Consider the following 23262-nt stretch of genomic DNA (forward strand, 5'->3'; position numbering starts at 1 on the left):
ACCTCGGCCATCTTCTCCAGCCGGCGTTCGGTGCGGCTGACCAGCACCAGATCCGCGCCCATCCGGGCGGCCTCGGCGCCCAGTGCGCGGCCCAGGCCCGGGCCGACACCCGACAGCACGACAACCTTGCCCTCGAGCAGGGGGAGTGGCCGGTACGTATCCGCGGTGGCGATCGGCTGGTCGGTAGTGGACACGACTTCTCCTCGGATTCAGCAGTTACAGAATGTAACGACTCAGATGTGACAGACTGTAACGACTGATGCTCGCGCTGACAAGGACGGTTGTGTCGTGAACGCTCGCCATCGACTCGGTCCGCATCGCGATCCGGAGGTGGATCGAGCGGTCCTCGAGGCCGCACGCGAGCTGCTGGTGGAACGCGGCTATGCCGCCGTCTCGATCGATGCGATCGCCACCCGGGCCGGGGTGAGCCGGCCCGCCATCTACCGGCGCTGGCCGTCGAAGGCGCATCTGATCGCGCGAGCGGTCTTTCCGGATGTGGGCGGCGAGGACGAGGCGAGCGATCTGATCGAGGAGATCCGCACGGTTATCCGGGGCACGATTCACCTCTTCGGGGCCCGGCCCGCGCGCGAGGCGATGCCCGGGTTGATGACCGAGATGCGAGCGGATTCCGGTCTGTACCAGAAACTTTCGGCACGACTGGATACGCCGACCCGGCGCGAACTCGCGCGGTATCTCGATTCCGGGGCCGTGCGTGGCGGAATCGACTCCGACACGGTGCTGGACATGATTGCCGGTGCCGCCTTGTTCGCCATGTGTATCCGGGATATCGACGATACGGAGGGTTTCGCCCGGTCGCTCGAGGAATTGGTCCTCTACGGGCTGGTCGGCGTGCCCGCGAGCGAGGCGGAGGAACCGCGGGCGTAGGCGGGTGAAATCCGGTTGCCGGGAAATCTGACGGCCGGATTCCGGCGACGGACCGGTTTTGGCAGAGTGGACGCCGTGAATTCCTCGGATTCGAAATACACCCCGCGACCGATGTCGAACCGCACCACCTACGCACTGGGTGCGGTGGCTCTGGTCGTGGTCGCGGTGATCGTGGTGCTCGTCGTGCGCTGGAACAGCGACCATGGTCTGACGGTGCAGGAGGACGGTTACGGCGCCGCGCACGATCCGGCGGTCCAGGCACTACTGGATTCCGACGGCGCGATCGTGCTCGGTAAGACTTCGGCCGCGAAGACCATCGATATGTTCGAGGATCCGATGTGCCCGTCCTGCGGGGCGCTCGAGCATTACTACGGACAGCAGATCGCCAAAGCGATCGACCAGGGAAAGCTCGCGGTGCGCTATCGGTTCGTGAACTTCCTGGATCCCAAGTCCAGCAGTAAGGACTATTCGACCCGCGCGGTGGCCGCGAGCGAATGTGTGGCCGATGCCGGTGACGGACCGGTGTTTTCGAAGTTCCACATGGCGCTGTTCACCACGAAGCAGCCCAGTGAGGATGGCGGCAATCTGACCAACGATGAATTGGCCGCGATCGCCAAGGATTCCGGTGCGTCAGCGGAGGTGCAGTCCTGTATCGCCAAGGGCGACCGGGTGGATTCCGCGCGCAACCACGCCCAGTCGTCGCTGGCGGCGTTGAAGGATGCGGTCGGTCAGGTGCAGACACCCACCGTGCTCGACGGCGGTAAGAATGTCGATGTGGAAAATTCGGATTGGGTCACCAAGCTCGTGAGCTGATCGCAGTCGCGCGGCGATGTCGCGCTGGTCGAGGTCCCGGCCCGGACGGTATCCCCAACCGCCCGGGCCGGAGTCGTAGAGCCGGCGTTCAACAGATTTCGTCGTCGCCGAGCAGCACCTCGTAGATGCGATTGCGGGCGTCCGCGATCGCGTTCACGGTGTCACGCAATTGTCCCGCCATGGCGGCATATCCGGCGCCCGCGGCCGTCCGGTCGAGTTCGGATTCCAGCCGGAGCCGCAACTTCTCGAGCGCGGCGATCCGTTCCCGTTCCACACCGGCGTCGATAACGGTCGGCGCGGGTGGACGATCCTGGCAAGTCATGGTGTTCGCGGTGTCCTCCGATCACTGGGGTGGGCAGTAGTAGTGGAACGAAAGTTGTTCAGCGGCGGTAACTTTCACCGGACAGGAGACAGTCCTCCGGAGTGCCCTCCGCGAGTCGTCGATGCACCAGAGCGTGTTCTCCGATCGGGTAGGCCGGGTCGAGTGTCGAAACAGGCGCTGCTGCAACGGATGTGGTGACCGGGCCGGAACCGACGACGGGCGTTTCGGAATCCCGGTGCGGAAACAGATAACGGCCTATCTCGTCGACCGTGGTGTGCACATCCCCGGTCGGGCTCGTCCACCGCAGCCGGTCCGCATCGAGCCGCCGCACCTCCCAGCGAGTCTTGTGCTGCACGGTGAGCAGCGCCAAGCGGGAATGATGGGGACACAACGTGAACCGTCCGGGGGCGCCACGCCGATGTCTCGAGCCGTGGACGGTATCGCCGGACCGATCCACATCGGTAATGCCCGTGCTCCCCTCCGGCACGGGCATATCGGTTGCCACCGCGGGCATTACGCAGCCCGGGAATGCGCACAGTCCGTCGATTCGGAGGGCGGATTCGGCGATGGTGACCGATTCACCCCGTTCGGCGATCCGCCGAGCAAGTTCCGCGTCGATCGGCCCGTAGCCCGCCAGATAGGCGGGCTCCTCGCTCTCCCCGCTCAGGGCTTCGGCGCTGACACCGACCTGGATCAGCGGGCGGCGAGTCCGGGCTCGCCCGGACCTGCGTGGGACATTCGATGCGGATGATTCGGAACCTGTTGCGGTGCAGCGCTTTCCCCGTCCGCAGGCGCAATCGAGTCGCTCCGCGCCCTCGGCGAGGGCGACGAGTGCGTCCGCGCGGCGTTGCGGCATGGTGCGCGGGTCCTCGGAGCAGACCTCGTATGCCATGTCCCGCAGTCGCATCGCGACCGTTTGGGCCCCGTCCGCGGGCAGCAGCCCCGCCACGACCGCCGCGCCGTCCTGGACCGCGGTCAGGCGGATATCGCGGCAGTCCTCGCGCTGTTCCCGCCGGCGCTGCTCGCCGGGGCCGTCCACCCGGCTCAACCAGCGACGTGCGGTCTGCCGCAGCCGGGCCGGTGTGGTTCGTGCCGCGGCCTCGACCAGCGGAACTTCCACATCGGCGAGTAGATCGCTGGACAGTCCGCGGACGTTGTCGACGATCACCTGCACCCGCGACAGATCGATGCGGCCCGATCCGAACGCCTCCCGGGTATGCGGCAAGGTGTCCAGCGCCAGCCCGATATCGATCAGTGCGGCCGCGACCTGCTCGGATATCTGTACCGCCGTCGAGACCTCCGCGGCGGCGAACTCTCCCGCCCGCACCCCGCCCGGTCCGGGCGCGGCGTTGCCGGCGCGATGCCGCCGATACAACTCGCGCACCGCCCGCACCTCCGCCGCCTGTGCGAATGCCGCCGCCCCATGTGCCCGTCGCAGCGCATCGACCAGCCCCTCGTCGCTCATCGCCTGAAGCTCTCTGCCATCGAACATGTGTTCGAGTCTATCGTTCGAACGTGTGTTCCACCACCCCTGTACGCAGGCGATTTGGTACGCCGAGTCCAGGTGGTGTAACTTCTTTCAAGCACGCGGGGAACACCCCCGAGGTGCGAAAACCTGGGGCTATGGCGCAGCTGGTAGCGCACCACACTGGCAGTGTGGGGGTCAGGGGTTCGAGTCCCCTTAGCTCCACTCATCTGTGGGCCAGGATGGAATTTCCATCCTGGCCCACAGTCGTTTCCGGGTGCTGAATCCTCCGGGGCATCGGTCGGTTCCGTTCTCGCCCTGCGATGCCCCTCTCTCTATGTGCCCTCTCTATGTGCCGTTGACGTCGCCCCCGATTCCGTGGTCGCGCATTGGTTGCTCGGCCGGCTCCGGGGCGCGCGATGGCGGTCGCTCACCTGCTGTGCCGGACCGGTTCTCGACTCCCCGCCCATGGCTTCTGTGCCGCCACTAAGTTGCTCGCCATTCTTCGTCGAAACTGTAGACATCCCTGGGCTTAGTTATGTATGTTAATCAATATTCTGAGCTGCCAAGAGGTGGGCCCGACCGTTGGGCCCGCACTGCTCGCGGCAGCCGCCCGCTCACCGTGGAGACGGAGGCTTCGACGATGAACCCCTATGTCCTGATTCAGAATCTGCTCAATCAGCTCGATCTCGGGTCCGCGGGGATCAGCGCCCAGTAGCGGGCGCATCCGCGCCGGAGTCGCGTGGCGGCTCGAGCATCGGCACGAGAAAGTGTCGGGCCAGGGCCGCCACCTGCTCGTCGTCGTCGAGATCGATGACCTGGCTGGGAAGCGCGAGATAGGAGGCGGAGATCCGGACCATCAACTCGGCCACCAGATCGACGTCGACCTCCCGCGCCACGTGGCCGGCGCGCTGCTCGCGGCGGAGCTGGTCGGCCACGAACCGGCGCACCATGGCGACGGTGTGGCCCTGATCGCCGATCATGGATCCGAGCAGCATGTCGGGTTCGGCGGCGAGCAGGCCACCGATGATCGGGTTCTCGCGGATCGCCCGCAATGAACTGACGAAACCGAGGACGACCCGGTCGGCGGCGGTGCGCGCGTGCCGGATGTCGACCAGGAAGCGGTCGAACCAGCGCCGATATTCGCGCACGATCACCTGCTCGACCAGGGCGTCCTTCGTCGCGAAACGACGGTAGACGGTGATGCGGGAAACGTTCGCCCGCCGGGCCACGTCATCCATCGTCGAGCGGCGAACGCCGAGGGCACCGAACTGTTCGACCGCCGCGTCGAGGATGCGCGCGCGGATGTCGTCGCCCTCGTCGACCTGGTCGACCGCATCCGTATAGGCGCGTTCGAGTGGTGACGTGCCGTTTCCTGAACCCTTCGAGGGCGGTGATCCCAACTTCACGGTGTCCTCTCACGCGTTTCGTTTCGAAAATCCTGACAACTTCTTGTGATCGCGGCCACGGTGTGGTCTCATCAAGATACTCAGATACAGAGTGTGTATCTCTGTATCTGCTTCTCAATGAAGAGGGACAATAGCATGGACGGACTGGGTCTCAGCAGGCGCGACGCCCTGCGAGCAGGCGGTGGATTACTCGGTGCGGCGGGGGCGCTCGCACTCGGCGCGCGAACGGCGCGCGCGGATCCATGGACGTGGTCGCCGAGCGGTTCCGTGGTCGGCAGCGGCGGCGGGGCGGACCCGCTGACGATGTGGGATCCGGAGGCCGATCCGGTGATCGCCGACGTCATGGACCACGAGGACATCCCGCGGATCAACAATCTGCTCCGCACCTGGGTGCGCAACGAGCAGCCCATTCCCGAGGGCTTGCCGAAGAATATGCGCGACTTCATGGAGTACGCGCGGCAGCTGCCGTCGTGGGCGGACGAGGCCAAGATGGCGGCCGGCTTCGAATTCAACAAGAAGCGGGGAACCTATCTGGGCGTGCTCTACGCCTTCGCCAGCGGCATGATGGCGAACGTCATTCCGCACGAGGCGCGCGCGGTGTACTACTCGCGGGGCGGCTCGCATCTGAAGGACCGCATCGCCAAGACCGCGAAATTCGGCTACGACATCGGCACGGTCAACGCCTACCAGCCGGGCGGCGAAATGATCGTGACCTGCGTCAAGACTCGTATCATTCATGCCGCGGTCCGGCATCTGCTGCCGCAGTCGCCGCATTGGCCGACCGAACATATCCCGATCAGCCAGGACGACAAGATGGTCACCTGGCACAGCCTCGCCACGACCATCATGCGGACCTTCCGGGCCTGGAATCTGCAGATTCCGCAGGTCGAATCGGAGGGCTACCTGCATACCTGGCAGCTGGCCGGCCACTTCCTCGGCATTCGCGACGAATACATTCCCGCGACGTGGGAGCAGGCCGATGCTCAGGCCAAGCAGCAACTGGACCCGATCATCGAAGCGACGCCGGAGGGGATCGAGCTCGCGCACAACCTCATGGACCTGGGCTTCGACCTCGATCTGACGCTGCTCAGCAAGCCGATTCTGGGCGCGTTCACCCGATTCATCCTGGGCGACAAGATCGCCGACGATCTGCGGATCGCGCGGGAACCGGTGTGGGATCCGCTGCTGAAGTTCAGTTGGGGCCCGTTCGTCGCCGTGCGCGAGGGCGTGATGGGCGTGATCCCGCCGACCGCGGACGCGACCTGGCTGTTCGACGAATTCCTGCGGCAGTTCGTGCTGTGGTACATGGCCGAACTGCGGATGCCGCTCAGCATCGAGATCCCGCAGACCAACAGGTGATTCGCCGACTTCGCGGGCGACAAGCGATACCGGAGGCGAAGGTGGAACAGAAATGACAACGAATCCGAATCTCTCACGTATCCGGCGCGGCGCAACCGGAATATTCGTCGCCGCGACGGTCGCCGTCGGTGGACTCGCCGTGGAACTGGCGGTGCAGGGCGGCACCATCGGCCATGCGGCGAAACCCGCGGGAACCGTGGAACGGGTGCCCGTGGACGTGCGGACGGCCGATCCGGTCTCGGCGCCGACTTCTCCTGCGCCGCAACCGGAAAGCGGCCGGCCGGGGGAGTGGACGCCCACGCCGCCGGTGCAGCATTCCGACAGCGATCCGCACGAGCACACCGCCGGGTCATGAGCACCGGGCGAGGCGCGGTGGCGGCCTCGGAGACGTTTCCGGCGATCGGAACATCGGTCGTGGTGGTTTGCACCGATACCCGGGAGCTGGCGCGCGCGGTCGGCCTGGTCCGCGCGCGACTGGACGAACTCGATCGTGCCGCCTCGCGCTTTCGCGCGGATTCCGAACTCGCCGTGATCAACTCGCGCAGCGCCGACGCGGCCCGCCGGGGCCGGTCGGAGCAGCTGCGCATTCCGGTCGGCCCGACCCTCGGGTCGTGCCTGCGGGCGGCGATGCGTACCCAGCGCCTGACCTCGGGGTTGGTCTCGGCCTCCCTGGGGGCCGCGCTGATCGCCTGTGGCTACGACGACGATCTGGATGTGGTGCGCGCCCGCGGTGACGTGGGCCCGGCCGCATGTGATCCGAGCTCGGTTCCGTTGCGGCACATGATCTTCGACGAGCAGCGGTGGGAGGTGACGTTGCCGGCGGGAACCGCACTGGATCTGGGCGCGAGTGCGAAGGCGTGGGCGGCGGACACGATCGCCGCCGAGCTGGCCGCGACCGGACCGGGTGGATATCTGGTGAATCTGGGCGGTGACATCGCCGTCGCGGGCGCCGTCCCGCAGTACGGGTGGTCCATCGGGGTGAAGGATTGGAACGACGTCGTGGTGCAGGTCGTCACCTCGACCGGGCAGGCGTTCGCGACGTCGTCGACGCGGCTGCGCACGTGGATGCGCGGCGGCGTACGCCGCCATCACATCATCGATCCGCGCACCGGACGCTCCGCCCGGACGCGGTGGGCGCAGGTCACCTGCGCGGGACCCGATGCGGTGCAGGCCAATGCGGCGTCGACGGCCGCGATCGTTCTCGACGATCAGGCGCCGCGCTGGCTGACCGATCGCGGCGTGCCCGCCAGCCTGATGACGGTCGACCACGAGGTGGTGACGACTCCGGGCTGGCCCGCCCCGACCGCGGCGCGGAAGCGGCACGTGTCATGACCAGTCCGTGGCTGTGGTACGTCTCGCGCGCCGCCGGCGTGGTCACTCTCGTACTGCTGACTGTCGTGGCGTTGCTCGGGATGTTCACGGCCGCGCGGGTGCGGCCCCGGCTCGCCGTATCGGCCGTGGCGATGGGACTGCATCGCACGCTCGCCCTGGGCCTGATCGTCTTCCTGACCGCGCATATCGGCACCGCGGCGGTCGATACGTATGTCGATCTCGGATGGCTGTCGACGGTGGTGCCGTTCACGGCCGGTTACGAGCGGCAGTGGGTCGCGCTGGGAACCCTCGCCGTGGACATCGTCCTGGCGGTCGTCGCGACATCGCTGCTGCGCCACCGGTTGCCGACTCGGATGTGGCGTGCGGTGCACCTGCTCGCGTACGCGATGGCGCCGCTGGCGGTGGTACACGGAGTGACGATGTCCTCGGCCGCGGATCCGGCGCTGCTCGCCGTCACCGTGGGCTGCGGTGCGGCGCTGGCGGTCGGTGCCGTCTGGCGGTGGGCCGTTCCCGACGCACAGCGGCATCGCCGCTCCGACATCGCTTCTCAGGAGTGGACATGACCGGGCCGGCGGACCTGCTGAGGGCCGCGGGGTTGCGCGGCCGCGGCGGCGCGAACTTTCCCACCGCCGCCAAACTCGAACTCGCGGCCCGTCACCGGGCCGAGTTGATCGTCAATGCCTGTGACGGAGAGATGGATTCGTCCAAGGACGCATGGGTCGTCGCGCACCATCTCTCCGAAGTGCTCGACGGCGCCCGCCGAATTACGGCGCAGCGGGTGCGGGTGGCCGCGCATCGCGGCTCCGAGACGCTCGCCCTCCTGGACGCGGCCGGCGTGGACACGCTCGCGGTACCACGGCGATACGTGTCGTCGGAGGAGTCGGCGCTGGTCCGGCTGGCGCACGGTGGTCCGGCGCGACCGGTGATGCGGTTCGAACCCATCACCGTCGGCGGCCGGGACCCGAGGGGGCGGCGGCTGGCGCCGACCCTGGTGCTCAACGTCGAAACCGTCTGGCGGATTCAGCAGATCGCCGAGTACGGTCCGGGCTGGTTCCGCTCCTACGGAACGCCCGACGAGCCCGGCCCGCGGCTGGTGACAGTTGCCGACGGCGTCCGCAATCCGGGTGTGCACGGCGCGGAGGCGGGCCTGCCCCTGTCCGAAATTCTCGATCGGGCGGGCGGTCTCACCGTCGGCCCGCAGGCCCTGTGGGTGAACGGTTTGAGCGGTGGGTTCCTGCCCGCCGAGGCGCGTCATACGCTGTGGTCGCGAAATGCTCTGGCGCCGTTCGGAATCGGAACCGGCGTCGGCGTATTTCGTGTCGTCGCCGCGGGCAGCGATCCATGGCAGGTGGTGCTGTCCGCGCTGACCTATGCGGCGGGTGAATCGGCCGGCCAGTGCGGCCCGTGCATGTTCGGATTGCCCGCCCTGCGTGACGATCTGATCGACCTGCTGGACCGGCGAGCTCCGGCCGACACCGCCGAGCGGCTCCTCCGTAGGCTCCCCCGTGTTCCGGGGCGAGGTGCGTGCCGCTTTCCCGACGGAGTGGCCCGGTTCCTGGCCTCCGCCTTGGACGTCTTCGGTAGCTCGTTACTCGTCGAAAGTATTGGTAGCAAACGTTTTCCGACCGCACGACAAGGATGAATCGTGTCCCTCACAGCTCGGGCCCTCGGCATCGCACGACCCACCTCCGGCGCGCTGGCGATCGATCGGATCGCGTGCACCGGCCACGGTATCTGCGCCCACATCCTGCCGGAGCAGATCGTCCTGGACGACTGGGGCTACCCCGTGCTCGGCGCCGCCGAACCGGACCCCGCGCTCGCCACCGAGGCGATCAAACTCTGCCCGGCCGCGGCCCTGCGGTGGGTGGCACCGCCGGCATGCTGACGAGCGAAATGCATTGGCGCTCAGAGCGTTCGACGTCATAGTTCGGTGCGCACCGTCATCACCGTGGGCGCTGCCGTGCCGGACCACCCGCACGGCGAGGCGCAGGTCGCGATGACCGCGTCGGTGATGGTGCCGTCGCTGTAGAGCGTAGTCCGCAGGACGGCCTGCGCCGGGTAGCCGCAGGCTTGGCATTTGCCGAAGTAGTTGAGAATTTCGCGCGATCGGACAGCGGCGATGCTGCGCCGTCCGGATACGCCGCTCGGCTGGGGGATTTCGCTGTGCACGGTGATCCTTCGATTCGGCGGACGCGGCGGTGCCGGTGACCGACAATCGAGCCGGCCGTGTCCCGGTGGATCCGCTGCCGAGACCGGCGATCCCCCTGCGGTACCGCCGGGCTCATGCAACGGTCGTGCCGAGTCCGTCCTGGTCACGCCGCATGGGGACCGTTCCACGGTCGACGACACCGTTCCATGCTAAGTCGTGAGCGCTGCATTTGGCATGAATTCATCATAACTTCTGCGTGCATTGTGACAAGTCCCAGAGCAAACCATAGTCCGTATGAGCACCGAATATCCGTCGTTCGACAGGTGCTGGGCTACGTCTTCCAAAACTGTGAATATGGAGTAACATACGCTCTCGCGGCCCCGCGGATGACCGGGCGCCGCGGCCGACGGGCAAGGGTGCCCGCATCCGGTGCGTGCGGGAGGTGCGGGCACCGGATGTCCGGCCGATGGGTGAAAGGACCTGTGTCGCAATGCTGAAGCGACTCGATCGGCTTCTGAGCTACGAGATGAAGGTGTCCGAATTCCTCGGGACACTCATCATCCTCGCCGTGCCGTACGGCATCATCGGGGTCATCTGGACCCTGACGCACACCTCGCACCTGAAGCAGATGCACGGCATCGACGTGATCATCTCGTTCCTGGGATCGATCGTGTGCTGGCCCGTGCTCACCTTCTCGAACGTCTGCATGACCTAGTCATGATGGCGCTGGTGTGGCTCATCGACATCGTGGTGATCGGAGTCAAGATCCTCGGTGGGCGAATCAAGGTCAATCCCGTTCTCCGATTCGGCCTGTGGGTCGCGGTGCTGTGTGCCGTGGGCGCCGGGATCGCACTCCTGGGGGCGTTGCTCGTGCTGCTGCAGCACTACTTGGAGAACCTCCCGGGATGATCCGGGTGACGGCTGCACAAGCTCGGAATATTACGTAACTTGACGCGTCGGTTCCAGGGTCTGGACCGTACTTCCGTCGCATCCTGTCGGGTTCTCCGATTCGAGAACAGTCGATAACTTACTATCTTGTGTCGCACCGAAACGGTGTGTAACACTTCACACGCTCAACGCCGGGCGGCCTGGTTGCCGCTGTCTGCGACAAGCGGTGAGCGTGAGAAAGGAACGACCGCTGTGACGTCGACCCGAGCCTCCGATCGGCCGGACCCGCCGGTTCCGCCCTGGCGGACCGCCGACGAGGGTGAGCTGCAGCGACTTGTCGATGCGGCCGGCGGCCTCTGGCGCCGGCATCCGCAACGCTCGCTGGAGACCCTCGGCCGGCAGGTCGCGCTGGGGCGGGAGGCATTCGTTCAGCTCTTCGTCGCGATGATCAAGCGCCGGTTTCCGTACCAGGAATTCATCAAACAGTGCGCCTTCATGGCCAACGTCTCGGCCGCGCCGACCGTGTTCGTGGCCATTCCCATCGCCGTCGTGGTGTCCATCGAGGTCGGTGCCCTGGTGAACCAGGTCGGCGCGACGACGTTCATCGGTTCCGTTGCCGCACTGGGAATCATCCGGCAGGGCGCGCCGCTGGTCTCCGCGCTGATGATCGCCGGTGCGGTGGGTTCGGCGATCTGCGCCGATCTCGGCTCCCGGACGATCCGCGAGGAGATCGACGCCATGCGGGTGATGGGTGTCGATCCGGTGCGCCGGCTGGTCGCCCCCCGCCTGGCCGCGGCGGTGCTGGTGAGCGTATTGCTGTGCGGCTTCATCGTTTTCGTCGGATTCGCGACGGCGTACATGTTCAATGTGTACGCGCAGTCCGGTACCCCCGGATCCTTCATCGGATCGTTCGCGTCGTTCGCGGTGGCCAGCGACCTGTTGATCGCCTTGACCAAGGCCGCGATCTTCGGCGCGCTGACGGCGATCATCGCCTGCGATGTGGGCCTGCACACCAGCGGCGGCCCGGCCGGAGTCGCGAATTCGGTGAACTCCGCGGTGGTCAGCTCCGCGTTGATGTTGTTCGCCACCAACATCATTCTGACTCAGCTGTCGAATACCTTGCTCCCGACGAAGGTCGCGTGAGATGGCCAGCTCCTACACCCCGCCCGTAGCCCGGCCGCTGCGGGCCGTCGGAAACGCCGCGCTCGCACCGGTGCACGCGAACCAGCGTCTCGGGCATCAGACCATCACCTTCTTCCAGGCGGTGGCCGCGATTCCGTTCGTGGTCAAGCACTATCGGAAGGAACTTGCCCGGCTGACCGCGGATGTGAGCTGGGGTAACGGGTCGCTGATCGTGGGTGGCGGCACCATCGGCGTGGTGTTCATCCTGTGCTCGTTCGGCGGCATCATCGTCGGAATGGAGTCCTTCACGGCGTTGAACCTCCTGACCATGAGCCCGCTGACCGGCGCCATCGCCGGATTCGCGACCACCCGGGAGTTGGCGCCCATCCTGGCGACCCTGGCCTTCGCGATCCAATCCGGTTGCCGGTTCACCGCGCAGCTGGGCTCGATGCGGATCTCCGAGGAGATCGACGCGCTGGAATCGTGCGCGATCCGGCCGCTGCCGTACCTGGTCAGCACTCGGATGATTGCCGCGACGGTGACGATCGTGCCGCTCTACAGCGTGGGTCTGGCCGCCGCCTACCTGACCACTAAACTGACGGTGCTGTTCCTCGGCGGCACTACCGCGGGGACCTACGACCACTACTTCTTCCAGTTCCTGATCGGGCCGGACGTCTTCTATTCGCTGCTGAAGGTCGTGATCTTCACGCTGCTCGCGACCTTCATCCAGTGCTACTACGGCTATGTCGCCAGCGGCGGCCCGGAGGGCGTCGGGGTCGCGGCCGGGCGGGCGATCAAGATGGTGATCGTCGTGATGGTTTTCGCGAATCTCTTTCTCACCCTGGCGATTTGGGGCATCGACCCCGGATTCCGGATCTCAGGATAGGTGTCGTTCGTGATTCTCGATCCCAGTGGCCGCGGTGCGACCGCTCGCCAGCTCACGCTGGCCGGTATCGCGATGCTGCTCGTGGTGGCCGCGCTGCTGTATCTGCTGGCGTTGCGCTACACCGGTCGCTTCACCGAGAAGGTGCCCGTCCACGCCGTGCTGACCAGTACCGGAGACGGCCTGCCCAAACATGCCGACGTGAAATTCCGCGGCATGGTCGTCGGCACCGTCGATTCGGTGGAGGTGGTGGCGAAAGGGGAGCGGCAGCGCGCCGATATCGCGTTGAAACCGCATGTCGCCGATGCGATTCCGGCCAACGTCACCGCCCGTGTCATCCCCAACAACCTGTTCGGCGTGACCGCGATCGAATTGGTCGACAACGGGCCCGACACCGCGAAACTGCATTCCGGCTCGACCATTTCCCAGGACACCGGCACCGCGACCATCCAATTGCAGACCACGCTCAACGTGCTGCGCAATGTGCTGAGCAATATCCAGCCGGAGAAGCTCGGCCGGGTGCTGGCGACGCTGTCCGCGGCGCTGGAACCCTCGGCGCGGGTGCCGGGTTCGACCGTGGAGCGGCTCGACACCTGGCTCACCCAGGTGCACGACATTCCCGATATCGGCGACCTGCTGGGTGATCTGGGCCGGGCTGCCACCGCGCTGAGCCAGTCGGCACCGGAACTGGTGGGAGTGCTGTCGGATTCGGTGACGACGGCTCGCACCCTCACCGAGCGGCGCTCGAATCTCGTTGCGCTGCTGACGAATGCGGGCGGCGCCGTCGATTCGGTCAACCACCTGTTCGCGCGCAATCCGGATTCGGGAAAATTCCTCGTCGCCGGTCTGGACGATCTGTTCGGCGGTCTGGCCAAGGATCCCGAGGCCATTCCGTTCACCGCCGCCAACCTCAATACGGCGTTGCAGCGTTTGAAGACCACGTTCCACTGGGGCCCCAAACACCAGATGGTGTGGGCGATGGACGCCTCGCTCACACCGTTCCAGCAGTACACCGCGCAGGACTGCCCGCACTATGGTGACGAGTACGGCCCGCGCTGCGGTGGGGCGACGGTGCCGAATGTGGCGCCGCCCCAGAACTATCCACCGCAGCAACTGCCCCGCTGGCTCGACGCGGCCGGGCCTCGGCCGACGCCGGCGGCCGTGGTGCCGACCGCGCCCGCGCAGCAGCCGCTGATCCCCGGTCTGCCGGTTCTGCCCGGAGTTCCGGCGCTGCCCGGTCTGCCGAGTCTGCCGCTGATCCCCGGCATCACCGCACCGGCCGCCTACCACGCCACGCCCGCAGATCCGGCGGCCCCCCGTCCCGCCGCGCTGCGTGGACCCGCCGCGGTCGCCGCGGTGGTGGGGGGTCCGCCGAATCTGGCGCAGCTCCTGCTGCTGGGGCCGGTGCTCGCCGGTGGCTATCTGACCGTCGGCGAGATGCCGGAAGGGGGTGTGACGCAATGAAATCGACGAAGGCACTGATCGGTTTCGGAATCTTCGCGGTGATCGCGATCGCGCTGACCTCCACCATCTACGGCACGCTGCAACGCACGGTGCCGGGCTCGACCACTCGATATTCGGCCGTCTTCTCCGATGTGCTCGGACTGCGCGTCGGGGACGACGTGCGGATGGCCGGAGTGCGGGTCGGCCGGGTGGACAAGATCGACTTCGTCGGCGACTACAAGGCCGGGGTGGAGTTCAGCATCCGGAGCAATCAACATCTGACCACCACGACCAAGGCCATGGTGCGGTACCAGAATCTGATCGGTCAGCGCTACGTCGCGCTGGCGCCGGGTAAGGACGCGGGCCGGCAGTTGCCGGCGGGCGGGCGCATTCCGCTCGAGCACACCGAGCCGTCGTTCGATGTGTCGGCCTTGCTGTCCGGCTTCGAACCACTGTTCTCGGTGCTGCAGCCGGATCAGGTGAATTCGCTGTCCGAGACGCTGATTCAGGCGCTGCAAGGCAACCAGGTCTCGCTGAGCACCTTGATCACCCAGGCCGCGCAGCTGGCCGGAACCTTCGGCCAGCGCGACAAGATCCTCGGCGATGTGGTCTCCAACCTCAGCAGTGTGATGGCGGGCCTCGCGCATCGCAGCAACGAGCTGGAAACCCTGATCACCCAGACCCGTTCGCTGATGGACGGGCTCTACGCCCAGGGTGAGGCGTTGAAGTCGTCGGTCGACCAGGTCGCCACCTCGACCGATGCGCTGGTCGGGTTGGTCGCCCAGGTCAAACCCGGTATCGCGGCCGCACAGAACAAGGCCACCACCGGCGTGGCGCTGCTGCTGCTCAACGGCGCGGCGCTGGACCGGGCGGCGGTGCAACTGCCGAACGTGCTGAACCGCGTGGCCCAGTTCTCCAGCTACGGCGCCTACGGCAACGCCTACTTCTGCGGTCTCGACGTCTCGCTGTGGGGCGTGCTGCTGCCGCCGGGCCTGTTCTCCCAGATCGGTGGCAACGCGCATTCGGAGGTGTGCCGATGATGGCGAGGTTCTCGCGACCGAGGTTGCCGAAAGTGTTCGGTTTCCTGCGCAACCGGTATCTGCGGCTCGGCCTGATCGCCTCGGCGACCGTGCTGATCCTGCTGCTCGGCTCCAGCGCGCTGACCCAGGCGCGGTTGGGGGACAAGATGATTCACGCCGAATTCGCACAGGCCGCGGGGCTGCGCGCCGGTGCGACCGTAGACGTCTCGGGGATCGAGGTGGGCGCGGTGCGGGCGGTGCGGCTCGACGGCGCCAAGGTGGTCGCGGACCTGAAGGTGCGCCGCGATCTGCGACTGGGCCCGGACGCGCGCGCGGCGATCAAGATGTCGACCATCCTGGGGCGGTTGCATGTCGATCTCGTTCCCGGCAATGGAAAAGGACTGCCGGACAACCGGATCAAGCTCGACCACACCAGCGTGCCCTACAACCTGAGCAAGGTGATCCAGGACCCGCAGTACAAGGCATCGTTCGAACGGATCGAGCGGATCGACCCGCAGAAGTTGCGCCAGGCCCTCGACACCATGAATCAGCAGATGGGCGATTCGCCGCAGCTGGCGGTGCAGGCGCTCGACAGCATCGGCTCGCTGGCCAAGGTGATCAACGACCGCCGCGACGAGGTCGACACCCTGCTGAAGGGGATGGATCAGGTCTCACAGCTGGTCGCCGACAATCAGAACAGCGTGCTGATGCTGCTGACCCGCGGCGAGGCCATCGGCCAGGCGGTGCAGAAGCGCCAGCAGCTGCTGAAGAGCCTGCTCGACAATGTCGCCTCACTGTCGAAGTTGTTGCAGGACATGGGGTTGGAGAACAACAACCAGTTCGGCCCGATGATCCGGGATCTGAACACCATGTCCGAGGGGCTGGAGAAGAACAAGGCCAACCTCGACCGGCTCTACGAGATCATGCCGGTGACCTTGCGGCAGTTCAACAACGTATTGGGCAACGGACCGTACGGCGATGTGTATGTGCCGTGGGGGCTGTTCCCCGACAACTGGATCTGTTTCGCACAGGTCGTTCAGGGGTGTAAGTGATGAAACTGCGCGCGCTGGCCCAACTGGCCGCGGTGTGCCTGGTCGCCTCCGCCGGCTCGGGCTGTTCGCTGCTGCCGGGTTCGCTCGGCACCGCCGCCGACGAGGCGCTCGGCGACAACATGCGCATCAGCGCCGACTTCGACAATGTGGCAGGGCTCTACGCCGGCAACGAGGTCGATGTGCTGGGTGTGCCGGTCGGCACGGTCGAATCGGTGGAGGCCAAGGGCACCTACGTGCAGGTGGTCATGAAGGTCGACAAGAGCGTGAAGCTGCCCGCCGACGCCATGGCCGCACTGGTGAATCCGCAGCTGATCACCAACCGCCACGTCGAACTGGCGCCGGCCTACGACGGAACCGGGCCCACCATGGCCGACGGCGCGCATATTCCCTTGCCGCGCACCAGGACACCGGTGGAGCTCGACCGCATCATGCAGACCTTCGACCAGCTGGGTGCGTCTCTGAAGGGTGACAGCGACACCGGGCCGATGGCCAGCCGGGTGTTGTTCCCGTTGCTCGACGGCAACGGCGACAAACTGCGCGCGACGCTGGACGCGCTCTCGGGTGCGTTCGAGACGACCTTCGCCAACAAGGACCAGATCTCCAACACGATCGTCAAACTCAACGACATCACTCAGGTCATCGCCCAGAACGATCAGACCGTGCGGGATTTCAGCGGCCGGCTCACCGAACTGCTGAAGTTGATGGGCGATCAGGCGCCCGGCTTGCAGGCGGTGCTCACCCAGCTCAACGATTTCGTCGCCAATACCGCCACGGTGGTGGGGCAGAACAAGGATCAGCTCGCCGGAGCACTGAGCCGGTTCGTCGCGATCAGCGATCAGATGCGTGCCAATGCCCGCAATCTCACCGAAATCGTGGATGTCGCGCCGCTGATGTTCGAAAACCTCGCCAACGCCACCAGTTACGAACATCAGGCGCTGCGCCTGCACGGCCTGCTCGATAAATCGGTGCTCGACGGTGAAGCGCTCTCGACCTTCTGTGAGCGGGTGATGATGCGCCTGGACGGCTGCCGGACCGGGAGGATCGCCGATCTGGGGCCCGATTTCGGACTCACCGCAGCACTTCTGGGGATCAGCGGAAAATGACACGATCACAGCGCAGAACATCTCGCCGCGGCATCGTTTTCACCGCCGTCGCGACCGCCACCACACTCGGTATCAGCGGATGCGGCCCGACCCTCGAGAATGTGCCGATGCCCAAGCCGGGTATCGACGGTCCGGGCTATACCGTTCATGCCGCGTTCACCGATGTGCTGAATCTGCCCGATCACGCCCACGTGCGGATCGGCGGCACCGATATCGGCACCGTCACCGGTATCGAGACCACGAATTTCATCGCCGACGTGCGGATGCAGATCCGCTCCGACATCGTGCTGCCACGCGGGACCACGGTGGAATTGCGTCAGGCCACGCCGCTCGGCGACATGTCGGTTGCCATGACCCTGCCGGCCGCGCAGGAGGCGGGCCCGCCGCTGCGCGACGGAGACACCATCGGCACCGACCACACCGGCACCGCGGCCTCCGTCGAGCAGTTGATGATGTCGGTGGCCATGCTGGTCAACGGCGGCGGTATCAACCAGGCCGCACAGATCACCACGCAGATGAATTCGATGTTCGCCGGGCGGGGACCGCAATTGGCGCATCTGCTGAGCGAGATGACCAGCGTGATCGCCGCGCTCAACCAGCGCACCGGCGATATCGACGCCACCCTGCAGGGATTGAATACGCTGTCCGGGGAATTGGCCAGGCGCAAAAAGGAACTCGGCGCGGCCGCCGATACCTTCCCGCAACTGCTCGGACTGGTGAACGAGAACAATCAGCGCATCGTGGATCTCACCACCAAGGTATCGACCACCATGGCGGCGCTGGGCGATTTCACCGACACCACCAGCCCGCAGTTCCTGAGCCTGTTCGACAGCATCCAGAAATTGATGTCGGGCTTCACGGAAATGGGCGGCAATCTCACCGAGGCGCTCGACGGGCTCAACGACATCTATCCGCCGCTCATGGCCAGCCTGCGGGGTTCGGGATTGGCCGTCATGCCGGTGGTTTCGTATCTGAGCATCGGTGCGCTCAGCGATCCGCACGGCAGCCGGTGGCCCGAAATCGGTGACGTTCCGGCGTTCGCCGGCAGTTTGGCGCAGGTATTCGAGAAAGTGTTCGGCCGGGTCATCAGTCCGCCGCAACCGGTGCCGGGTGCGGCGCCGCCGGAAGCGCCCGGCACGCCGGCCGAACCTTCCCAGCAGGGTGGTGAGCGATGAATACGCCGCTGTGGAATTGGGTGGTGCGCCGGCGCATCGCCCTGGCCAACCTCAGCCTGATCGTGGTGCTGGTGATCGGCTCCGGATATCTGGCCCGATATGTGCTGCGGTTCAATCCTTTTCCGCACACCTTCACCGTCACCGTGCAACTCGCCACCTCGGGTGGCATTCTTCCGGGCAACGACGTGACCTTCCGCGGCACCCGGGTCGGCAAGGTCGCCGATGTGCGGGTTTCCGGCGACGGAATCGACGCGATCGCCGAAATCGACGACAGCGCGAAGATTCCCGTCGGGGGCGCGGTGCACGTCGGCCGATTGTCCGCGGCGGGTGAGCAGTATCTGGACTTCCGGCCCGACGCCGACACCGGGCCGTATCTGTCCGACGGCGCCGTCGTGGAGCGCGCACGCACCAGCGTGCCGATTCCGGTGCAGAATCTGCTCACCGATCTCAGCGGATTCATCGGCGGGATGAATCCGGACCGGCTCACCGTGGTCGTCGACGAGCTGGACAAGGCGCTGGGCGGCGGCCCGGATCGATTGCGCAACATGATCTCCGGGATCAGTCGTGCGATGGCGGGGCTGTCCGATCTGCTGCCGCAGACCCAGCAGCTGCTCGAGAACCTGCAGGTGATCGCGGAGACCACCTCGCACGCGCAGCCCGATCTGAGCACGCTGACCGCGGCGGGCAGCGCACTGTTCCAGCAGGCCACCGCCGCCGACAACGAGATCCGGAAATTCCTCGACCAGGGGCCCGGCGAGCTCGCGACACTCGGCGATGTGGTGGCGAAGAATCAGGATCCGCTGACCGATCTGGTCACCAATTTCGTCGCCATCACCAAGGCGGCGAAGCTGCGGCAGCCGGCGATCGAGGCGCTGTTTCCCGCACTGCGCCAAGGTATTCAAGCGCTCGGGGTGCCCGCCCACGACGGCGCCTATCACACGCTCGCCGACTTCTGGCCGCGTCCCACCTGCGACTACGACACGATTCCGGTGTCCCCGGCCAAGGTCATGACCGACACCCGGGTGCGGTTGTACAACTACTGCCTCACCGCCGATCCCGCACTGCAGGTGCGTGGTTCGGCCAACGCGCCGCGGCCGAACATCCCCGACAACGGGTCCGGGCCGCCGCCGGGCGTCACCGGTAACGAACTGTCGCGGCCCATCCCGCCCGGCCCCATACCCGACAACTAGGAAGCGAACGCGATGAGCGACAAGGAAAGCGGAGGCGCCGAGGAGCGCGAACCCACGATCGACACCGTCGACGAACCGGAGACCGCGGCGGCCCCGGAGTCCGATACGGCCGGATCGGATGCGGCGGGGACATCCGATACCACCGAGTCGAGCCCCACCGAAACGACGGCCGCAGCCGAGATTTCGCCGCTGTCGCGACTGCGTCCGGCCGCCGGGGGACGCGGTGTGCGGATCGGCCTGCGGGCGGCGGCGGCGCTGGTCCTGGGCGCCGCGATCGGCAGCAGTATCTACTTCTACCTGCAGAACAAGGATCACGAGGAGGTGCTGGAGGCGCAGGCGCAGGCCCGCCAGGCCGCCTGCGCCTACGGCCCGGTGGTCTCGACCTACGATTCCAAGCACCTCGACCAGTACGTCCGCGATGTGCTGGCCGGCGCGTCCGGTGAATGGAAGAAGCAGTTCGAGTCCAACAGCAAGGACCTCAGCGACGTCCTGGCCAAGGGTGAGGTCGTCGCCAAGTCGACGGATGTGCAGTGCGCCATCCGTTCCGGGGACAAGAATTCCGCGGAGGCGATCGTGGTGATCGGCCAGACCATCACCAGCCTGGGCACCCAGGGCAAACCGGAACCGGGCCAGTTGTCGACGGTCATGCGACTGCAGAAGCAGGGCGATCGCTGGCTGGTCGACAAGATCAGTACGCCGCTGACTCCGCTACCGCCGCAGTCGTAGCGGTTCCCCGGCGAAAAGAATTGGCGGACAATGTGAGTCGCGCACAGGACGGGCGTGCGAAGGCGACGGCGCCGGCCACGCACAACCCCGAGCGTGTGATCCGCCGCCGGCCCAAGAACCGCCGGGCGCAGATCGCCTCCGCCTCGGCGGCGGCCTTCGGATCGCTGGGTTATCACGGCGTGAGCATGGAGGACATCGCCGCCCGGCTGGGGATTTCCTCGGCCGCGCTGTACCGGCACTATCCGAGCAAGTACGCGCTGTTCCGCGAGGAGCTGCTGCGCTTGTCCACAGCCGCGGTGACCGCGGTGACGCTGCCCGCGGAGGCGCAGAGCCACAGCGCCGAAACGCGACTCGGACTCGTCATCGATGCCATCGTGGCCGATACCATCGCCAATCGCCCCACGGCCGCGCTGGCCCGGTGGGAGGCGCGCTACCTCGATCGCGACGATCGCCGGACCTTCGACGAACGGTTCGAGACCGCGATCTCCGCGCTGCGGGCGCTGATCGGCGAACTGCGCCCGGAGTTGTCCCGCCGCGCGGGCCTGGTGCGTGCCGTCGCGATCTTCAGTGTGGTGAGCAGTATCGGCGACCACCACGCGCATCTGCCGGCGAAATCGCTCGCGGTGCTGCTGAGCGAGGCCGCGTGGTCGTTGATCCGCGCCGACCTGCCGGTGGCCGCCGACGCACCGGAACCTGTGCGAGCGAACGAGATTCCGCAATCGTTCAAACATCGGGTGCTGCTCGACAAGGCGGTCGAGCTGTTCCACGAGCGCGGCTATCCGAATGTGAGCGTGGAGGAGATCGCGGCGGCGGCCGAACTGTCGGCGGCCTCGGCGGTGTACCGGTACTACCGCAGTAAGGATGCCTTGCTGGCGGCGGCATTCCGGCGGGTGGCCGACCGGATGGCCGCCGCGATCGCACCCGCGGTGGAGGCGTCACAGACCTCCGAGGAGGCGCTGGCGAGGTTGATCGACCTCTATGTCGAGGGATCGTTCGCCGAGCGCGAGCTGACGTTCGTCTACTACGCCGAATTCGGCAATGTCGGCGCCTACGAGCGCACGGTGCTGCGCAATATCCAGCGGCTGGTGGTCGCCGAATGGGTGGAACTGCTGGTCGATGCGCGGCCCGAGCTGGCGCGGGCGCAGGCCCGCATCCTGGTCCATGCCGGATTCGGCCTCGTCGTCGGTCTGGGGCGGCTGTTCGGCAACGACCAGCAGATCTGCCCTCGAGCCCAGGTGATCGGATTGATGGAGATGACGTTGTTCGGACGGCTTGCGCGACAGGCGTAGCGGTTCTTGAATATGTGACAACTTAGATGACGGCATGCGGCTTCAAGTACGGGATATTTCGTTATTGGCCCGTTGATCGAGAGAGAATTACGGGTAACATAATGGAGGCCGGGCCGACCCTGAGGAGTGTACGAGGGGGTGTCGCCGGGGCAGAGGGAGAAATCCGCGAGAGCGCCGGTAACCGCGCATCGGTGGTTGTCGCGTCGGCTCCGAGACGAGCCGGTCTGCCGGGCGGGCCCCTCGGTCTCCCGTGTCGCATGGTGCCGCCGATCCCGGCGGCACCGCCCGCGCCCCGCAGCGCGGGGCCCGGCGCATCTCCGGTCGCGCCGGCGAAACGTTCCGAGAGAGGACTCGCATGACAACGGCAACGCAGCCTTGGGAGCCGAATTACACCGACCCGCACAGTGATTCCTACGTTCCGGAGGAATCCGTGCCGGTCGGGCGAGGCCGGGCGGAGGACGAGCGAGCTGTGCGGCCCGACGTCGCGCAGACGCCGCCGCTGACCCTGGAGCAGACGCGCATTCACATCCCGGACTTCTATCGCTCACCGCGCAAGCGCCCCGCGCAACTGCCCGACGCCCTGGATTTCTGGATGTTCGCGGGCGCCGCGGCCAACGTCGCGATGCAGTTCGCGCATCCCGCGGTGGCGGCCGGTGTCATGGAGAGCACCGTGGAATCCGGTGCGCTCATGGTGCATCCGTGGAAGCGACTGCGCACCACGGCGTCGTATCTGGCGGTGGCGATTCTCGGCACGCCCGAGGAGAAGGAGGAGTTCCGTGAGGCGGTGAATGTCGCGCACCGGCAGGTGCGGTCGAAACCCGGCTCGAAGGTGAAGTACAACGCCTTCGACCGCAATCTGCAGCTGTATGTCGCGGCCTGCATCTACATCGGCTTCGAGGACTCCCATCAGCTGATCAACGGCAAGATGTCACCGGAGGAGCTCGAGGCGTTCTATCAGGGCGCGGACACCTTCGGCACCACGCTGCAGGTGCATCCCGACATGTGGCCGAAGACGCGCGCCGAATTCGACGAGTACTGGGTCGAGGCCTGCCGTCAGGTGATCGTCGACGACGCCTTCCGAGCGTATATCGGTGACCTGCTGCATCTTCGGATGATCCACTGGTACATGCGACTGCTCTTCGGCGGGCTGCTGCGCTTCCTGACCGCCGGCTTCCTGCCTCCGCATTTCCGCGAACAGATGGGCGTGGAGTGGAGCGCGGCCGACCAGCGCCGATTCGAGCATCTGTTCCTGTTCGTGGGATTTGTGAACCGCTTCATCCCCAAGTTCATTCGGTTCTCCGGGACGAAGATGATGATGCGAGATGTGCAGCGTCGGATCCGCAAACAGAAGGTCCTCGTCTGATCTGAATCCACCGGTGCGGCACGGTGATTGCCGACCGTGACGGGTGCGGCGGACCGGCCACTCGGCTCCGCCCTCTCCGCCTCCGCTTGTGAAAATCCGGGCTCGCTCCATGCGGACGGGAACTGGGGACCACGACGGAACGAGCCCGGATGGACGGTCCGGTCGATCACACCCACGGGCACCACGAGCTCGGTCGATCGTCGCGAACAGTACATCACCTCACGTGAGTTAGGCGTCTCGCTCGCGTCGCCGAGTGTGTGATGGCGCACTAATAG

25 protein-coding genes, 1 tRNA gene and 1 pseudogene are annotated in these 23262 nt (G+C 66.4%); 22 read left to right on the forward strand and 5 right to left on the reverse strand.

Annotated features, from left to right (window positions below; all coding sequences use genetic code 11):
- A pseudogene (locus tag NN2_RS37470) lies at nt 1-140 on the reverse strand (SDR family oxidoreductase); the annotation flags it as partial.
- A 148-nt stretch (nt 141-288) separates the two neighbouring features.
- Between NN2_RS37470 and NN2_RS28645 the strand changes: the two are divergent.
- Both NN2_RS28645 and NN2_RS28650 read left to right on the forward strand, forming a co-directional pair.
- A complete protein-coding gene (locus NN2_RS28645; RefSeq protein WP_063017546.1) occupies nt 289-885 on the forward strand; it encodes a TetR/AcrR family transcriptional regulator in 597 nt (198 codons plus the stop codon).
- Nucleotides 886-960: 75 nt separating this feature from the next.
- On the forward strand, nt 961-1698 hold the full coding sequence (locus tag NN2_RS28650) for a DsbA family protein (RefSeq protein ID WP_307617971.1): 738 nt from the start codon (nt 961-963) through the stop codon (nt 1696-1698).
- Between the two features lie 88 nt (nt 1699-1786).
- Here NN2_RS28650 and NN2_RS28655 read toward each other — a convergent pair whose 3' ends face one another.
- Both NN2_RS28655 and NN2_RS28660 read right to left on the reverse strand, forming a co-directional pair.
- The gene (locus tag NN2_RS28655) at nt 1787-2020 is read right to left on the reverse strand and encodes a hypothetical protein (protein WP_063017548.1); all 234 of its coding nucleotides are present in this window, start codon (nt 2018-2020) and stop codon (nt 1787-1789) included.
- Between the two features lie 58 nt (nt 2021-2078).
- A complete protein-coding gene (locus tag NN2_RS28660) occupies nt 2079-3512 on the reverse strand; it encodes a DUF222 domain-containing protein (RefSeq protein ID WP_082857348.1) in 1434 nt (477 codons plus the stop codon).
- 125 nt (nt 3513-3637) lie between these two features.
- Between NN2_RS28660 and NN2_RS28665 the strand changes: the two genes are divergently transcribed.
- Nucleotides 3638-3710 (forward strand) — tRNA-Ala (locus NN2_RS28665).
- 479 nt (nt 3711-4189) lie between these two features.
- Here the strand turns inward: NN2_RS28665 and NN2_RS28670 are convergent.
- Nucleotides 4190-4894, reverse strand: coding sequence for a TetR/AcrR family transcriptional regulator (locus tag NN2_RS28670; RefSeq protein ID WP_063017551.1), 705 nt, complete (start codon nt 4892-4894; stop codon nt 4190-4192).
- Nucleotides 4895-5029: 135 nt separating this feature from the next.
- Here NN2_RS28670 and NN2_RS28675 point away from each other — a divergent pair, with 135 nt between their 5' ends.
- The 6 genes from NN2_RS28675 to NN2_RS28700 are packed head-to-tail and all read left to right on the forward strand — an operon-like array spanning nt 5030 to nt 9470.
- On the forward strand, nt 5030-6253 hold the full coding sequence (locus NN2_RS28675; protein WP_063017553.1) for an oxygenase MpaB family protein: 1224 nt from the start codon (nt 5030-5032) through the stop codon (nt 6251-6253).
- Nucleotides 6254-6305: 52 nt separating this feature from the next.
- Nucleotides 6306-6608, forward strand: a complete 303-nt coding sequence (locus NN2_RS28680; protein WP_063017555.1) for a hypothetical protein — start codon at nt 6306-6308, stop codon at nt 6606-6608.
- Complete coding sequence (locus NN2_RS28685; protein ID WP_063017557.1) at nt 6605-7585, forward strand: FAD:protein FMN transferase; 981 nt, start codon at nt 6605-6607, stop codon at nt 7583-7585. Before NN2_RS28680 ends, NN2_RS28685 begins: the two co-directional genes overlap by 4 nt.
- On the forward strand, nt 7582-8148 hold the full coding sequence (locus tag NN2_RS28690; protein ID WP_063017559.1) for a ferric reductase-like transmembrane domain-containing protein: 567 nt from the start codon (nt 7582-7584) through the stop codon (nt 8146-8148). The genes NN2_RS28685 and NN2_RS28690 overlap by 4 nt, the downstream gene beginning before the upstream one ends.
- On the forward strand, nt 8145-9227 hold the full coding sequence (locus NN2_RS28695; RefSeq protein WP_063017560.1) for an NADH-ubiquinone oxidoreductase-F iron-sulfur binding region domain-containing protein: 1083 nt from the start codon (nt 8145-8147) through the stop codon (nt 9225-9227). Before NN2_RS28690 ends, NN2_RS28695 begins: the two co-directional genes overlap by 4 nt.
- A gap of 3 nt (nt 9228-9230) precedes the next feature.
- Nucleotides 9231-9470, forward strand: a complete 240-nt coding sequence (locus NN2_RS28700) for a ferredoxin (RefSeq protein WP_063017561.1) — start codon at nt 9231-9233, stop codon at nt 9468-9470.
- Between the two features lie 35 nt (nt 9471-9505).
- Here NN2_RS28700 and NN2_RS28705 read toward each other — a convergent pair whose 3' ends face one another.
- Nucleotides 9506-9754, reverse strand: a complete 249-nt coding sequence (locus tag NN2_RS28705) for a hypothetical protein (protein ID WP_030515592.1) — start codon at nt 9752-9754, stop codon at nt 9506-9508.
- Nucleotides 9755-10224: 470 nt separating this feature from the next.
- Here NN2_RS28705 and NN2_RS28710 point away from each other — a divergent pair, with 470 nt between their 5' ends.
- The 13 genes from NN2_RS28710 (at nt 10225) to NN2_RS28770 (ending at nt 22987) form a co-directional block, all read left to right on the forward strand.
- Nucleotides 10225-10449 (forward strand): hypothetical protein, encoded by a 225-nt coding sequence (locus NN2_RS28710; RefSeq protein WP_030515593.1) that lies wholly within the window; start codon nt 10225-10227, stop codon nt 10447-10449.
- 2 nt (nt 10450-10451) lie between these two features.
- Nucleotides 10452-10643 (forward strand): hypothetical protein, encoded by a 192-nt coding sequence (locus NN2_RS28715; protein WP_063017565.1) that lies wholly within the window; start codon nt 10452-10454, stop codon nt 10641-10643.
- 303 nt (nt 10644-10946) lie between these two features.
- Nucleotides 10947-11765 (forward strand): MlaE family ABC transporter permease, encoded by an 819-nt coding sequence (locus tag NN2_RS28720; RefSeq protein WP_036524691.1) that lies wholly within the window; start codon nt 10947-10949, stop codon nt 11763-11765.
- A 1-nt stretch (nt 11766) separates the two neighbouring features.
- Nucleotides 11767-12630 (forward strand): ABC transporter permease, encoded by an 864-nt coding sequence (locus tag NN2_RS28725; RefSeq protein WP_030515596.1) that lies wholly within the window; start codon nt 11767-11769, stop codon nt 12628-12630.
- Nucleotides 12631-12639: 9 nt separating this feature from the next.
- Nucleotides 12640-14091: an MlaD family protein gene (locus tag NN2_RS28730; RefSeq protein WP_063017589.1), complete on the forward strand. Its 1452-nt coding sequence runs from the start codon at nt 12640-12642 to the stop codon at nt 14089-14091.
- Nucleotides 14088-15110, forward strand: a complete 1023-nt coding sequence (locus tag NN2_RS28735; protein ID WP_030515598.1) for an MlaD family protein — start codon at nt 14088-14090, stop codon at nt 15108-15110. Before NN2_RS28730 ends, NN2_RS28735 begins: the two co-directional genes overlap by 4 nt.
- Entirely contained in the window at nt 15107-16141 is a 1035-nt protein-coding gene (locus NN2_RS28740; RefSeq protein WP_063017591.1) for an MCE family protein, read from the forward strand. Before NN2_RS28735 ends, NN2_RS28740 begins: the two co-directional genes overlap by 4 nt.
- Entirely contained in the window at nt 16141-17244 is a 1104-nt protein-coding gene (locus tag NN2_RS28745) for an MCE family protein (RefSeq protein ID WP_063017567.1), read from the forward strand. Before NN2_RS28740 ends, NN2_RS28745 begins: the two co-directional genes overlap by 1 nt.
- Nucleotides 17241-18419 (forward strand): MCE family protein, encoded by a 1179-nt coding sequence (locus NN2_RS28750; protein WP_082857350.1) that lies wholly within the window; start codon nt 17241-17243, stop codon nt 18417-18419. Before NN2_RS28745 ends, NN2_RS28750 begins: the two co-directional genes overlap by 4 nt.
- A complete protein-coding gene (locus tag NN2_RS28755) occupies nt 18416-19609 on the forward strand; it encodes an MCE family protein (protein WP_063017569.1) in 1194 nt (397 codons plus the stop codon). The genes NN2_RS28750 and NN2_RS28755 overlap by 4 nt, the downstream gene beginning before the upstream one ends.
- A gap of 12 nt (nt 19610-19621) precedes the next feature.
- The gene (locus tag NN2_RS28760) at nt 19622-20335 is read left to right on the forward strand and encodes an Rv1363c family protein (protein ID WP_156511498.1); all 714 of its coding nucleotides are present in this window, start codon (nt 19622-19624) and stop codon (nt 20333-20335) included.
- Between the two features lie 32 nt (nt 20336-20367).
- Nucleotides 20368-21624 (forward strand): TetR/AcrR family transcriptional regulator, encoded by a 1257-nt coding sequence (locus NN2_RS28765; protein ID WP_063017599.1) that lies wholly within the window; start codon nt 20368-20370, stop codon nt 21622-21624.
- Between the two features lie 355 nt (nt 21625-21979).
- Nucleotides 21980-22987, forward strand: coding sequence for an oxygenase MpaB family protein (locus tag NN2_RS28770; RefSeq protein ID WP_082857351.1), 1008 nt, complete (start codon nt 21980-21982; stop codon nt 22985-22987).
- Nucleotides 22988-23262: the final 275 nt, after the last annotated feature.

Origin of the sequence: Nocardia nova NBRC 15556, assembly GCF_001613005.1 — a bacterium.
GTDB classification, from domain to species: domain Bacteria; phylum Actinomycetota; class Actinomycetes; order Mycobacteriales; family Mycobacteriaceae; genus Nocardia; species Nocardia nova.

What these genes read in the sequence shown, in the direction of transcription:
- NN2_RS28655 (WP_063017548.1), bottom strand. Translation starts at nt 2,020, where the DNA reads ATGACTTGCCAGGATCGTCCACCCGCGCCGACCGTTATCGACGCCGGT.
- NN2_RS28660 (WP_082857348.1), bottom strand. Translation starts at nt 3,512, where the DNA reads ATGTTCGATGGCAGAGAGCTTCAGGCGATGAGCGACGAGGGGCTGGTC.
- NN2_RS28675 (WP_063017553.1), top strand. Translation starts at nt 5,030, where the DNA reads ATGGACGGACTGGGTCTCAGCAGGCGCGACGCCCTGCGAGCAGGCGGT.
- NN2_RS28680 (WP_063017555.1), top strand. Translation starts at nt 6,306, where the DNA reads ATGACAACGAATCCGAATCTCTCACGTATCCGGCGCGGCGCAACCGGA.
- NN2_RS28685 (WP_063017557.1), top strand. Translation starts at nt 6,605, where the DNA reads ATGAGCACCGGGCGAGGCGCGGTGGCGGCCTCGGAGACGTTTCCGGCG.
- NN2_RS28690 (WP_063017559.1), top strand. Translation starts at nt 7,582, where the DNA reads ATGACCAGTCCGTGGCTGTGGTACGTCTCGCGCGCCGCCGGCGTGGTC.
- NN2_RS28695 (WP_063017560.1), top strand. Translation starts at nt 8,145, where the DNA reads ATGACCGGGCCGGCGGACCTGCTGAGGGCCGCGGGGTTGCGCGGCCGC.
- NN2_RS28710 (WP_030515593.1), top strand. Translation starts at nt 10,225, where the DNA reads ATGCTGAAGCGACTCGATCGGCTTCTGAGCTACGAGATGAAGGTGTCC.
- NN2_RS28715 (WP_063017565.1), top strand. Translation starts at nt 10,452, where the DNA reads ATGATGGCGCTGGTGTGGCTCATCGACATCGTGGTGATCGGAGTCAAG.
- NN2_RS28725 (WP_030515596.1), top strand. Translation starts at nt 11,767, where the DNA reads ATGGCCAGCTCCTACACCCCGCCCGTAGCCCGGCCGCTGCGGGCCGTC.
- NN2_RS28735 (WP_030515598.1), top strand. Translation starts at nt 14,088, where the DNA reads ATGAAATCGACGAAGGCACTGATCGGTTTCGGAATCTTCGCGGTGATC.
- NN2_RS28740 (WP_063017591.1), top strand. Translation starts at nt 15,107, where the DNA reads ATGATGGCGAGGTTCTCGCGACCGAGGTTGCCGAAAGTGTTCGGTTTC.
- NN2_RS28745 (WP_063017567.1), top strand. Translation starts at nt 16,141, where the DNA reads ATGAAACTGCGCGCGCTGGCCCAACTGGCCGCGGTGTGCCTGGTCGCC.
- NN2_RS28750 (WP_082857350.1), top strand. Translation starts at nt 17,241, where the DNA reads ATGACACGATCACAGCGCAGAACATCTCGCCGCGGCATCGTTTTCACC.
- NN2_RS28755 (WP_063017569.1), top strand. Translation starts at nt 18,416, where the DNA reads ATGAATACGCCGCTGTGGAATTGGGTGGTGCGCCGGCGCATCGCCCTG.
- NN2_RS28760 (WP_156511498.1), top strand. Translation starts at nt 19,622, where the DNA reads ATGAGCGACAAGGAAAGCGGAGGCGCCGAGGAGCGCGAACCCACGATC.
- NN2_RS28770 (WP_082857351.1), top strand. Translation starts at nt 21,980, where the DNA reads ATGACAACGGCAACGCAGCCTTGGGAGCCGAATTACACCGACCCGCAC.